Here is a 13,081-nt window from a genome sequence, read left to right on the forward strand (position 1 = left end):
CCTCCTGTCCAATCTGGCGATCCACACATAATGCCTTAACGCACCAGAATGCGTGTATCTCCCACTCGCCGGGTTATCCGCTGTTCGTCAAGGTATTCAAGAAACGCAACTGCATACCGTCGCGAGACGCCAAAATGGTCACGAAACGCTGCTACCGTTACCCCGCCCTGCGTTTCTACGGTAGTTCGCACCCACATCGTCATTGCTGTGCAGGTTGCCGGCAACAGATACAGGTCAGATGCGATCTTCACCAACAGACCATTATCACATGCCCACGCCAGTAATTCACTGTCGAGTTCAGCAGGTGGTGGAGCAGGGGGCATGTGGGCCAGCGCGCTTATGTAGCGATTGAGCGCACGTTGCTGATCTGCTGTTGGCTGTGGTGTGAAGTTGGTCAACCGTACCGTTGTTTCATCAGCACTGAGCCAGCCCTCTGCCATGGTGGTTGCCAGGACACTTTGCCAGAGTCGTGGTGTCAGTTGCAAGCGCTGGCGTACCTCCTCACGCGACATGCCCCGCCGCAGCGGAAAGCGTTGATGGTACGACGCCAGGAGATCACGTAAGGTTGCACGTAAACTGGCCCAACCCGCAGATGAGATCAGAACGTCGTCTCCCAATACGACCAGATGTCCCTCTGTGACGAGTGCCACCAGCACCGCCTCGGCCTCAGTATCAGTGATACCGGCAGCAGCTAAACTCTCTGTGCGCAGCCGGGGCCGGCCATCGGCCAGGGTTTGGCGTAACCGCTCGGCGGGACTACCCTGGGATCGCAATGTCAATGCCGCAATCACCTCGGAACGAAAGCGACGATGGCGTGGCGGATGCGGATCAATCACCACGCCACCTGCAACAGTGCGACTGGGTGAAGGCGTGCGCAGAATGAACCGGTCACCAACGGCGGCAACGACCGGAACTGTCAGCCGAATCTGTACCCATCCTTCGGTACCGGCGCTCAACTCATCGGTATCCAGCAGGGTAAGCCGACAGGGCGCTTCACTGCTCCCGATAAACAGATCGAGCGCAGCATTATGCGCGATTGGCGCCACATCACTAACAACGCGCACTCGTGCATCGAGTAAGGTCGTCGGCGTCAATGCGCCTGGCAAGGTCAGCACATGACCACGCCTGATGTCGCGGTGATGAACACCGGCCAGGTTCACGGCCACCCGCATGCCCGGTTTCCCCTGATCGATTGGTCGTTGATGGCTTTGTAAACCTCGAATGCGCGCACGTAATCCTGGCGGTAAGAGTTCGACCTCTTGACCAACTGAGAGGACACCATCGCGTAAGGTACCGGTCACGACCGTACCAAAACCGGTAATGGTAAAACTCCGATCAATCGCCAATCGCGGCACACCGCGCACCTGATCACGCGCCGGCAGCGTATCAAGTAAACGGTCGAGTGTTAGCAGCAGTTCGGCCAAACCGGCGCCAGTACGGGCCGAGACGGGCACTATCGGTGCTGATGCCAGTGTACTCCCGGCCAGCGCCTCGCGCACCTCTTCGCGCACCAGCTCCAGCCAGTCAGCATCGACCAGATCAACTTTGCTCAGCACCACAATCCCGTGGCGGATCGCCAACAGATCGATAATCGCCAGATGCTCACGGGTCTGCGGCATCACTGCTTCATCGGCGGCAATGACGAGGAGCACCGCATCAATACCACCCACACCGGCGAGCATGTTCTTGATAAAACGCTCGTGTCCGGGGACATCGATCAAACTCACTTCCCGCCCACCCGGCAGGGTCAGCCAGGCAAATCCCAGATCGATGGTCATCTCGCGTTGCTGCTCTTCGCGCAAACGGTCGGGATCAATACCGGTTAATGCCTTGACCAGGGTTGACTTACCGTGATCGACATGACCGGCAGTTCCAATCACAAACATTGCCAGAAACTCTTGCATATCGTTTACAATACTGCTAAGAGCATTGTACGATGAAACGATGGAACACGCACTTCAGCATCTACGCAACGTTGATCCAACGCTAGGGCACTGGATCGAACAGATTGGCCCATATACATTGCAACGGCAGCCGCACGGCTTTGCCACGCTGGCCTATGCCATCATTAGCCAGCAACTATCACTGGTAGCGGCCCGAACCATTCGCGACCGTCTCAACGAGCGATTGGGCAGCCTGGCACCGGAGACTATCATTGCGGCTGATGAGACAGTACTGCGCGCTGCCGGCCTCTCGGCTCAGAAGAGCAGCTACCTGCGCGACCTGGCCGAGCGCGTGATGAGTGGTCAACTCGACCTGAACCTGCTGCCAACGCTCGACGATGAAACAGCCATCACACACCTGATGACCGTAAAGGGCATTGGGCGATGGACGGCTGAAATCTATCTGATGTTTGCCCTCGAACGACTGGATGTCCTGCCGGCTGCCGATCTGGGCCTGCGTGATGCTGTTCGTCTCATCTACGATCAACCACGCCTGCCCAAACCCCAGGAACTGCGTACCTTTGGTGAACGCTGGCGTCCCTACCGCAGCATTGCCTGCTGGTACCTCTGGCAGGCACGGCGGATTATGATCAGTTAAGTAATCTCACGTTGTATCGTGGTCACAAACGTGGTATGATGGTCAATAAGAGGTAGAGGAAACGGTTTCGTATGATGCGGATTGATGGACGGTCACCAGACCAACTACGTCCCATTTCCATCGAGATCGGTGCGGCACCGTATGCAGAGGGATCGGCACTGATCGCCTACGGAAAGACTCGTGTTCTCTGCACCGCTACGGTGGAAGATGGAGTACCAGCCTGGATGCGCGGCCAGCAGAGTGGCTGGGTCACTGCCGAGTATGCAATGCTGCCACGTGCCACTCTCCAACGCACCCGTCGCGAACGCAACGGGCCGAGTGGCCGAACCCAAGAAATTCAGCGGCTGATCGGTCGTTCGTTGCGGGCTGCGATTGACCTCAATGCGCTTGGGGAACGTACTATCACCATCGATTGTGATGTGTTACAGGCCGATGGCGGTACCCGCACGGCAGCAATCAGTGGCGGTTACGTTGCCCTGGCGCTGGCGGTAGATTACCTGGTACGCAGCGGCGTCCTGGAAACAAGACCAACGCTGACACCGGTGGCTGCTGTAAGTGTGGGCATGCTTCAGGGCGTGTTACTGCTTGATCTCTGCTACGAAGAAGACAGTCAGGCCGACCTCGATTGCAACGTAGTGATGAACAGTGCCGGCGGGTATATCGAAGTCCAGGCCACAGCCGAGCGATCAGCAGTCACTCGCGACCAGCTCAACGCACTGCTCGATCTGGCCGGACGAGGCATTCAACAGATTTTGGACGCACAGGCCGCTGCGCTGGCAACTGCCTTGCCCAACAACGCCATGAGCCAGGTACAATCCCCATAACCCGGATTGTACCCGATCAACCTGCGACGTCATGGCTCGCAACGGTCGCCCTCCATGCCGGGCGAGGAGGTTTATCATGACAGACGAGACCAGACGCGTTGCCGGTCGTCGCCATCTACGCTACGGTTTGGCTTTTGAACGCACCCAACATCCCGAAGCAGCGGTTGATCAGTTTCGGCGCGCAATCGCTGCTGATCCGACCCTGCGCGATGCCCATAATGCGCTGGCTTTCCACTATCAGCAGCAGGGGCTGCTGGCGAAAGCTGCCGATGCCTTTGCGGCTGTCGCCAGCCTGGCCGACGACTATTTTGCCCACTTTAACCTCGGTTTTGTCCTGATTGAACTCGAGCGCTACGATGAGGCTGAACGCGAGTTTCGCCGTTGCCTTGAACTTGACCCTGGTGACGTAGCGGCACAACTCGAACTGGCCTACATCTACGCAGCCCGTGGTGACTACGAAACTGCCTTGAACTTCCTGACAATCCCGCGTCAACACTATTACGACGACTGGGGCGTGTTTCACCTGCTTGGTCGCTGTCTCTTTCACATGCAACGCTTCGACGAAGCACGTCAGGCCTGGCAACAGAGCCTGGCCCTGGCCCCAACCCCAGAAACGCAACTGGAATTGCTCTCCTGTCTGCAAAGTATTGAACGACGACGTGAATTTCACGCCACCATCAGTCACAAAGACGAACTCTACATTCACGAGGGGGTTATCTGTCTCGGTTCAGCAATGGACGATGGGTTCACGATCCGACCGCTGAGCAATTACCGGTTCAGCGAACTCGATGTCGCCCGTACCATACAGCGTTTTCTTGCCCTGGCCCGCAGCAGCGAATGGCGTTTCGGTGGGGTGACGACACCAGAGCTGATGAGCAAGCCATTGGCGCTGACCCTGGCGCAATTACTCAATCTGCCATTGCTGAGCCTGCACCACTTACCGCAGCTCTCCGAGCCAATCTTGATCGTGATGGCAGTCGGTCATTCCGCCGATCTGCTCACCATTGCCCGCGAACGCTTGCCCGTTCCTGGACCTGGCTTCTGCCTGGCAGTTAACTGGACACGCCAAAGCAAATTGTTGCCGGAAATCATCGGGGTAATCGTCGAAGGTCAATGCACCGTACCCTGGGAAGAGGAATTGCAAAGCCTTGATACAGCCGGTCAGACCGATCACATCAAACACATTGCCGGACGACTGATACAGATGGTACAAACGCTACCCGGCGAAGACAACCTGCCTCGCCAGATTCGATACTACACACGCCACCATCGGCGATTGGCAATCAATGCCCTGTTGCACACCTCGCCGCCCGACCACCCGGCTGAGTAGGACACAATGATTGTTATATCAAGTTTAACGTAAGGCATCGGCACGCTATCTACCGTCACCCTCACGCTGTGCCTTGTGGACAAGCACCCCCTGGGAAGGCGCGCTTCCGGCTCGCTCGTCACCTGCACCACGTCCTGTACCATCTGGGTGATAGCAGAGAACGCAGTCTCTGGCCTGTTCACCATCTGCAACAGCCCGCCGTGCATGCTGTCGGCAGTGTTCTGCCAACCTGCATCGACGACTCAAACAGACAAATAGCTATCATCGCTATTGACGAAAACGAACATTTGTCCTACAATAAACAGGCATTCACCTGCACCATCACCGGCGAACGCCCTTGCAAACAAACGCTCACTATCCAACGTGCTGCGGCTACTGTTATGAAGGCAATAGATCATCCAATTCCTGGAACCAGCCACGACCTTGCACCGCTCTACCAGCGTGCATCCAGGCAATCAAAGCATGCAGCAATCCGATCTTCCGGACAGCAATACGACACAACCCACCCTGGTATTCGGCTCGGTTTTGCCGTTCGCACTGTGAGTCAACCCGGCCTGATCAGCGGCTCGCCACCTCATCTCAGCATCTTATTAACCCATTTAGGTGATGCCCTACGCTACCTTGAGCGGACTAACATCCGGTTTTACCGTTTTGCGTTACCCCGTCACTTCAATCTCAGCGATCTGGCTGAATGTCAGACACAACTCGCGCTCCTCAATCAACACATCAGTACCCGCAACCTGCGCCTGGGCGTACACCTTGATCCGCACCTGAGCCTCAGCCATTCCGATGAACAGGTTGCCGACGCGACGATCCGCACGATTGAGGCGACGTGTCAGCTTCTGGCAGCCCTTGATCACGCTCAGACCATCAATCACACCCTGGTGATACATCCCGGAGCTGCCGATCCTGCTGCACAACAACGCTTCATCCAGCGTTGGGTAAAGCTATCGATTCAGGCTCGCCGGCGCACAACCATCGAGCACACCGGCGCCGGATTCTCGCTGGGGCAACTACTCGTTTTAGCTGCACGTACCGGTATCCCCATCGTTTTCGATTATCTCCACTACCGATTACACAATCCTGAACGGTTGAGTCTGGCGCTGGCACTAGGGCTGACCCTGGCCACCTGGCCGCACCAGATCCGCCCCGAAGTTCATCTGAGCAGTCAACGCAGCGAAGCCCATCTGCTTCCGGGACGCAACGGTACTACCCGGGTCATACCACCACGCGCCGGTCAGCACGCCGATTTTGTAGTCGCCCATGATGCAATTGCCCTGCTCGAAGCCGGTCGGGGTTTACCACCGTTCGATCTGATGATCGAAGCAAAAGCCGGCGATCTGGCACTTTTGCGTCTCCGCCAGGAACTGGCTCATTATGCACCCGAATGGGCTGCGCGGCTGGCGTGAGGATCTGTCACACAGCAAGGGTCTTATGTTCATATGTGATGTATGTACAGAACACGCTGGCCGGCCAGCGCTGTGGCAAAGTCTACCTGAATCGCGACTGCCTGACATACGCATATACCGCCTACAAGAAGCTATCTCATTCATTACTGACAGACGACATAATCGTGACGATCACACACCGCATCCCCGTGACCAGCAGGGTAAACGGCCTGACAGACGTCTGATCGTGAGCGCGGCTGGTGCGACATGTGGCTGCCGCACTCCACACGCCGCGATACACGCCTGACGAGCAAGCAAGGCACGTAATCCGGCGAGTGATGGCACTGGAGATCGTCGTTAGCACTCCTCGCTTCCATACTGCGAGCGAGCTATACTGTCGTTAGTGATTGGCAGGCACTCATGAGCCTGGGCGACGGTCGGGTAGCACAACCGCACAGCTTTTATGAGACAACTGCCAGAAGAGCGGCGTATACGCACATCCTTGCGCGGTTTGATATAATGCCAGCGGAAAAATATCATACTACCGAGGTGATCTGTGAGTAACGAGCGACCATCTACAACATCAAACCCGCTGGCCGGTCTTGTTGCTATTGCCATTTTGCTCATTGTGTTAGGGTTTGTGGCCGGCCTCTTGATTAGCCGATCTGGAACACCAATAGTCGTACCAACCGCAGCACCTGCTCCTACCAACCCACCAGCACCAACAGAGCCTGCATCGGTTCCCACACCGATCACCGGCAGTATGCCCATACTGCCTACAGCCACCACCTATCAGTACAGCAGTCCACCGCCAATGAGCATTGATCCGGCTAAAAAGTATACCGCTACTATCTACACCCCACGCGGTGAGATTGTGATTGAACTGCTACCCGATATTGCGCCCCAGACGGTGAACAACTTCGTCTTCCTGGCCCGCCAGAACTTCTACAATGGCCTGACCTGGCATCGGGTACTGCCCAACTTTATGGCTCAGGGTGGCGACCCACGCGGCGATGGCACCGGTGGCCCCGGCTATACCATCCCGGCAGAGTTCACCGACAAGATTTTGTTCGACCAACCCGGTATCGTAGCTATGGCACGCTCGTCGGACCCAAACAGTGCCGGTTCGCAATTCTTCATCACCACGGCGCCGGCACCCCGGCTGAACGAGCAGTACACGATCTTCGGCAGAGTTATTCAGGGTCAGGAGATTGTTGACGGGATACCGCTGCGCGACCCGAGCAATCCTGCCGATCTGGCGACCCCCGGCGAGATGATTCTGGGTATTGCCATTAACGAAGAGTAGTTCAATATCTTTGTATTTTAAATGAGGAATGGCAACGTCATAGTGTTGCCATTCCTCATCACATTGTGGCACGTTGGGCGTAGAAGTCTTCCTCTTCCACGTGTCAGTGCATTCCGACGATAGATATCTCTCCTTCATCTACCTGAGCGACAGGGTCTCCCTGGTTGAGACAACCCTTTCGTGCTGATTTCGCGGCAGTCGTACTTGCCATCTACCACACACCACTCGTATAATACGAACTACCGCTCAGTGTCGAGCATGTTTTGCGAGGAAGCTATGCAATCCCCCGAACCAGTTGTGAACGAGTTTGCCATCACCGCAGCCACCGTGAACGGCTCTGGTAGCCAGACAGCGAACATGGTGCTAATGCGGGCCATCTTCAAGATGGGTATTCCCGTCTCCGGCAAGAACCTCTTTCCTTCCAACATTCAAGGTGAACCTACCTGGTACACTCTGCGGGTGAGCCAGGCCGGTTACACAGCCCGCCCGGCTGAAACACCAATTCTGGTGGCATTCAATCCGCGCACAGCCAACGACGATCTGTCGCAGTTACCACCCGGCGGAATTTGTCTCTACCCTGCCGATGGCCCCTGGCAGCCATCACGGACGGACATCATCCCATTTGCAATTCCGGTACGGCAACTGCTGGATCAGGTCGGCGTGAATCAGCGCCTCCGTACATACGCTGCCAATATGACTTACGTTGGCGCTTTGGCGGCGCTGCTCGGTATCGAAGATGCAGCCCTGGTCGCTGCGCTTAAGCAACAGTTTCGCGGTCGTCTCTCGGCGATTGAGCTAAACCTGGCGGTTATTCGCGCTGCCTATGCCTGGGCTGCCGCCGAACCGTCGCCTGCCCATGGACGCTTTCGGATCGCCCGGATGCAGGCAACTGACGGTATGATGCTGATTGACGGCAACACAGCAGCAGCGATTGGCGCCATCACCGGCGGTGTGGGGGTTGTTGCCTGGTACCCGATCACGCCATCAAGTAGCCTGATCGAGTCGCTGGAGAGTTATCTCCCCCGCCTGCGTCCGCCCACAGATGGCGCAACCTGCGCGATTGTGCAGGCAGAAGACGAGATTGCCGCACTCGGGATTGTGATCGGTGCAGGTTGGGCCGGAGCGCGTGCGATGACGGCCACCTCTGGACCTGGCATTTCGCTGATGAGTGAGTTTGCCGGTTTAGGGTTCTTTGCCGAAATTCCGGCAGTCATTTGGGATGTACAGCGGGTTGGCCCTTCGACCGGTCTACCGACCCGTACCGCTCAGGGTGATCTGATGGCTGTCTACTACCTCAGTCACGGTGACACGCGCCACGTAATCTTGCTGCCTGGTACGATGGAAGAGTGTTTCAGCGATGCCCAGACCGCCTTTGACCTGGCCGAACAGTTACAGACACCGGTCTTTGTCTTGAGCGATCTTGATCTGGGCATGAATATCTGGATGAGCAAGCCATTCACCTACCCGGAACAACCTCTCCAACGTGGGAAAGTGCTCAGCGCCGAGGAACTCTCCCGGCTAACGAACTACGCCCGCTTTGCCGACGTGGATGGTGATGGGATCGGTTATCGAACCCTGCCCGGCAACCCTCACCCTCTGGCCGCTACGCTCAGTCGCGGTACCGGGCACAATGAACGGAACGTGTACAGCGAACGCCCGGAAGACTGGCAGCGCAATATGGCGCGTCTCTGGCGCAAACACGAGACGGCACGCCGGCTGGTTCCGCGTCCTGTTATTGATGATCATCCTGAAGCAACGATTGGCCTGATCGGCTTTGGCTCAACCGCACCGGCTATTAGCGAAGCCCGTGATCTCCTGGCTGCTGCCGGAATTCCTACCAGCAGTATGCGCGTGCGCGCACTTCCCTTCGGCCCGGAAGTGACGAACTTCATTGCTCGCCATCAAATCTGTGTCGTTATCGAGCAGAATCACGACGGGCAATTGCGGCAATTGCTCCAGCTTCACTGCCCGGCCTACGCTTCCCGGCTTGGCTCTGTGGCATGGTGTGATGGTTTACCACTGACCGCACCGTTTGTGCGCGATCAGGTATTGCATTGCCTGGAATCAATGCGCGAGACGATGATGATCGGCATCGGAACCGGTAACTAAGCGTATCAATCTGCCAGGTCGGAGGAATTATGACACAGGTCAACGCGATAGGATTATCGAAAGCCGATTACCGGGGCGCACCCTCTACCCTTTGCGCCGGCTGCGGCCACGACTCCGTTGCCAGCCAGATTATAGCCGCCGCCTTCGAGCTATCGCTCCAACCCCACACTGTTATTCGGATGAGCGGGATCGGTTGTTCCAGTAAGTCCGCCGCCTATTTTCTGGGGCGATCTCATGGCTTCAATTCGCTGCATGGTCGTATGCCATCGGTCACTACCGGTGCCCATCTTGCCAATCACACCCTGCGCCCTCTGGCCGTCAGTGGTGATGGCGACACTGCCAGCATCGGCCTGGGACAATTCATTCATCTCCTGCGCCGAAATGTGCCAATCGTGTATATCGTGGAGAACAATGGCGTCTATGGGCTAACCAAAGGTCAGTTTTCGGCGACCGCCGATGAAGGGCAGGAGCTAAAACACGCCGGTGTCAATCATCTACCACCGATTGATGTGTGTGCAGAAGCCATTCTGGCCGGCTGTGGCTTCGTCGCACGCTCATTCGCCGGCGACGCCAGGCAGGTCCGCGAGTTGATCAAAGCAGCCTTCAATGTACACGGCTCAGCAGTGATTGACGTGATTAGCCCTTGCGTTACCTTCAACAACCACGACCGCTCGACCAAGAGCTATACCTACGGTAAGACCCACGAGACACCCATCCACGACATCAGTTTCATCCCGCACTACGACGAGGTCACGGTCGATTACGAGCCGGGTGAAGTGCGTGATGTGCAGCTTCACGATGGGCCGGTGATTCGGTTACGTAAACTCAACCGCGATCACGATCCGACTGATCGCAGTGCGGCACTGGCCCTCCTCGAGCAGGCACGGGCCAACAACGAGTTTGTGACCGGACTAATCTACCTCAATGAACGGCGGCCTACGCTGGCGGAAACGCTGGGCATAGGAAGTACACCCATCGCAGCACTGCCCGAAGATCGTCTCCGACCATCACGCGAAGCATTTGCAGCAGTGATGGCCGAACTGGTTGATGGTTGAGAATCAGCTCGCTGCCAGCATCAAATCAGTTCACCCCGGTTGGGTAACGAGGATAATTGTTATCGCTGGCGAAAACCCGGTAGGGGCAGGACTTATACCTGCCCCTACTGTTAATCCAGAACCTAATGCAGGCTCATTCATTATTAACAGACTCCCTGATCGTGAGGAGCACGTACAGCATCCTCGTGACCAGCGGGGTCAACAGCACGACAAGCTCAGGATCGTGAGCATGGCTGATGCGGCAGCATGGCTGCCGCACTCCAAACGTCGCGACACGCGCATGACGAGCGGGCAAAGCAATCAATCCCATGAGTGATAGCACTGGAGATGGTCGTCAACCCTCCAGGCTGCCGGTATGGCAGCCTGGGAGCAGGATGTTTTTAGTGGTTGGCAAGCATTCATGAGCCTGTGCGATGGTTGGGTAGCACTACCACACAGCTTTTATGAAATAAGTTCAAGCAGGTTTCTTGCCTGCTCCTGTTACCTGCACTACCTCAGCATCAGGGCTTGCGCCGCCCAAACCAGCTCCGGCGGGCAGGTTTGGACACCTGCTGGCGGAGTTGTGCAATATCATCGTCCGGTGAAGCCGGTACCGTCTCCGTTGTCGGTAGCGTTGCCTCAGATGTCTTTGCCGGCTGTGGTGCCCGTTTAAACCAGCTTCGACGAGGCTTGGGTGCTGTAGAAGGTGCAGCAACGACCGGGGCAGGCATTTCTGGCAGCGAAATTACCGGTTCGGGGTATGGGCTATCGCTATGTTCGGCACCTACGGCCCGTAACCATGACCACAGCAAACGGCGACGTTCAGCACCATCGGCCGGTAGCGTCAGCGGACGACCTCGTGCATCGATGATCAGGCCAAGCAGGCTCCCGTGAACCTCGGCAGGATCACTCTCAACAGCCTCACCGGGCGCGGCCTGTCCGACACGCACGGTAGCAGCCGGTTTTACCTTGACCTGGGCATAACGACCGACAGACAGAGGAAGACGGATCAACTCGCCATGACGAACCTGCACCCGCTCGCTATCGCCACCAACCGTAATCAGCTCAACATCGGCGACAGGTTCACCGATCCGACTGCCACCCTGCAATACAATACACGTCGCCAACGGTGTATTGTTCAACAAGTCGTGGTCAAAAATCGAGATCGCAGCATCAGTACTAAGCGCAGCAATCCCACCACACACTGATAACAGACTCAGCATATCGAGGTGAATGGGAAGCAACAAACCGGGCAGTTCATTTGCCGGTTGTAAACCATCCAGTAAGGCCAGTAGGGCCATTCCGGGATGCGGGGCATGCGTCAGTACACCACCACCGGCCAGCAACCGTTCGTAGGCAAGGGGTGTCTGCTCGTCGCGGAGGGCAGCAACGCCCAGGGCCAATGCTTCACGGGCAAGCGCCAGATCGAGATAGCAATCTTCACGGGTCGCCGGTAGCGTTTGGGGACGCAGCATGCGATTGAGTAAGCGTTCAATCAACTCTTGTTCTTCAATGGCAAACGGTAGCCAGCGGGCAATTGCCGCCGGGCCGACCTCACTGAGCAACGCACCGACGCCAAAAGCTGTGCCACAAACGCCGTGGAGTGTTGCAGCGATCTGATCGGGTGCCGCAGCGATCAACGTTGTAGTTGTCGCCCCAACATCGACGTACAGCACCGCTTGTTGCTGGCGCTCGGCCAGGAATCGCGTCATGACATACTGCGATTCAGCGACAGTTCGCAATGTGGTCTGATCAGGCGCGCTCAATTGATCGATACCCGGCACATCGGTTAATTGCCGGGCATAGCAGGCCAGCAAAGCCTGCCGCAGCGGCGTCAATACTTCCTGATCGAGGGCAGGGCGCACATTCGCAACCGTTATCAGCTCACAGTTGTGCCCACCAAGAGCAGCCTGAATCTGGGGTTGAACAGATGTATTGCCGGCATAAATAATGGTTGGTAGCGGCTGACGTATCGCCGCGGTGAATGAAAGTTTGAGGTTAATCAGGTGGGCAAGACGCTTCATGGCCTCGACCGTTCCACCCTCAACGCCACCGGCTAACACAACAACATCCGGCAAGAGGGGTAGCAAGGTCTCAAGCTGACGCTCAAGCCACGACTGCATAACACCTGTCGTTGATCGAGCCGAGACATCATCCAGAGTGACGACCGCCAACACCACACTGGGCACCCCACGAACAGCATGCAGTGCGCTACGGGCTGACACATCAGACGCAATGGCCGCCACTACGACGCGCAATGGTTCAAGTGCCGATGTCACAACTATGACCGCATCAATGCCATCACCAGTACTGATGCGCGGCATCAGTAAACGACCATCGCGCAACAATTGCCGTCCGGTGAGATCGGCCAGTTGCGCTGTCGCTTCCTGCACCGCAAAAAAGACATTCCGGTACGGCAATTCACGACTGGTGAGCGTTTCGGTTTGTCCGATCAGACGGCTTTCACCATCAACCTCATCAATGAGCGAAACCCGGGTAATCAGACTACCAATTTCAACTGCCAGTATCGCCCGTACAAGTTCCATGCA

The 13,081-nt window shown here is 56.8% G+C and carries 9 protein-coding genes; 7 read left to right on the plus strand and 2 right to left on the minus strand.

Annotated elements, in window-relative coordinates; all coding sequences use genetic code 11:
* Positions 1–35 precede the first annotated feature (35 nt).
* A complete protein-coding gene (selB, locus tag CAUR_RS01235) occupies positions 36–1,904 on the minus strand; it encodes a selenocysteine-specific translation elongation factor (protein ID WP_012256152.1) in 1,869 nt (622 codons plus the stop codon).
* Between the two features lie 40 nt (positions 1,905–1,944).
* On the opposite strand from selB, the gene CAUR_RS01240 reads away from it, so the two are divergent.
* From CAUR_RS01240 to CAUR_RS01270, 7 genes are all read left to right on the plus strand, one after another.
* Positions 1,945–2,541, plus strand: coding sequence for a DNA-3-methyladenine glycosylase family protein (locus tag CAUR_RS01240; RefSeq protein WP_012256153.1), 597 nt, complete (start codon positions 1,945–1,947; stop codon positions 2,539–2,541).
* Between the two features lie 71 nt (positions 2,542–2,612).
* Positions 2,613–3,365, plus strand: a complete 753-nt coding sequence (rph, locus tag CAUR_RS01245) for a ribonuclease PH (protein WP_012256154.1) — start codon at positions 2,613–2,615, stop codon at positions 3,363–3,365.
* A gap of 76 nt (positions 3,366–3,441) precedes the next feature.
* On the plus strand, positions 3,442–4,695 hold the full coding sequence (locus tag CAUR_RS01250; protein ID WP_012256155.1) for a tetratricopeptide repeat protein: 1,254 nt from the start codon (positions 3,442–3,444) through the stop codon (positions 4,693–4,695).
* Between the two features lie 380 nt (positions 4,696–5,075).
* Positions 5,076–6,104 (plus strand): apurinic/apyrimidinic endonuclease family protein, encoded by a 1,029-nt coding sequence (locus CAUR_RS01255; RefSeq protein WP_012256156.1) that lies wholly within the window; start codon positions 5,076–5,078, stop codon positions 6,102–6,104.
* A gap of 535 nt (positions 6,105–6,639) precedes the next feature.
* Positions 6,640–7,389 (plus strand): peptidylprolyl isomerase, encoded by a 750-nt coding sequence (locus CAUR_RS01260; protein WP_012256157.1) that lies wholly within the window; start codon positions 6,640–6,642, stop codon positions 7,387–7,389.
* A 276-nt stretch (positions 7,390–7,665) separates the two neighbouring features.
* On the plus strand, positions 7,666–9,498 hold the full coding sequence (locus tag CAUR_RS01265) for a 2-oxoacid:acceptor oxidoreductase subunit alpha (protein ID WP_012256158.1): 1,833 nt from the start codon (positions 7,666–7,668) through the stop codon (positions 9,496–9,498).
* A 29-nt stretch (positions 9,499–9,527) separates the two neighbouring features.
* Positions 9,528–10,553 carry a 2-oxoacid:ferredoxin oxidoreductase subunit beta gene (locus CAUR_RS01270; RefSeq protein WP_012256159.1) on the plus strand — a complete coding sequence of 342 codons (1,026 nt, stop codon included), beginning with the start codon at positions 9,528–9,530 and terminating at the stop codon, positions 10,551–10,553.
* A 500-nt stretch (positions 10,554–11,053) separates the two neighbouring features.
* Here the strand turns inward: CAUR_RS01270 and CAUR_RS01275 are convergent, their stop codons facing one another.
* Complete coding sequence (locus CAUR_RS01275; RefSeq protein ID WP_012256160.1) at positions 11,054–13,078, minus strand: glutamate mutase L; 2,025 nt, start codon at positions 13,076–13,078, stop codon at positions 11,054–11,056.
* Between the last annotated feature and the right edge of the window lie 3 nt (positions 13,079–13,081).

Origin of the sequence: Chloroflexus aurantiacus J-10-fl (assembly GCF_000018865.1) — a bacterium.
Taxonomy (GTDB): domain Bacteria; phylum Chloroflexota; class Chloroflexia; order Chloroflexales; family Chloroflexaceae; genus Chloroflexus; species Chloroflexus aurantiacus.

Coding starts and splice junctions, on each gene's coding strand:
- CAUR_RS01255 (WP_012256156.1), top strand. CDS start 5,076: ATGAAGGCAATAGATCATCCAATTCCTGGAACCAGCCACGACCTTGCA.
- CAUR_RS01265 (WP_012256158.1), top strand. CDS start 7,666: ATGCAATCCCCCGAACCAGTTGTGAACGAGTTTGCCATCACCGCAGCC.
- CAUR_RS01270 (WP_012256159.1), top strand. CDS start 9,528: ATGACACAGGTCAACGCGATAGGATTATCGAAAGCCGATTACCGGGGC.
- rph (WP_012256154.1), top strand. CDS start 2,613: ATGATGCGGATTGATGGACGGTCACCAGACCAACTACGTCCCATTTCC.
- CAUR_RS01275 (WP_012256160.1), bottom strand. CDS start 13,078: ATGGAACTTGTACGGGCGATACTGGCAGTTGAAATTGGTAGTCTGATT.
- CAUR_RS01250 (WP_012256155.1), top strand. CDS start 3,442: ATGACAGACGAGACCAGACGCGTTGCCGGTCGTCGCCATCTACGCTAC.
- selB (WP_012256152.1), bottom strand. CDS start 1,904: ATGCAAGAGTTTCTGGCAATGTTTGTGATTGGAACTGCCGGTCATGTC.
- CAUR_RS01240 (WP_012256153.1), top strand. CDS start 1,945: ATGGAACACGCACTTCAGCATCTACGCAACGTTGATCCAACGCTAGGG.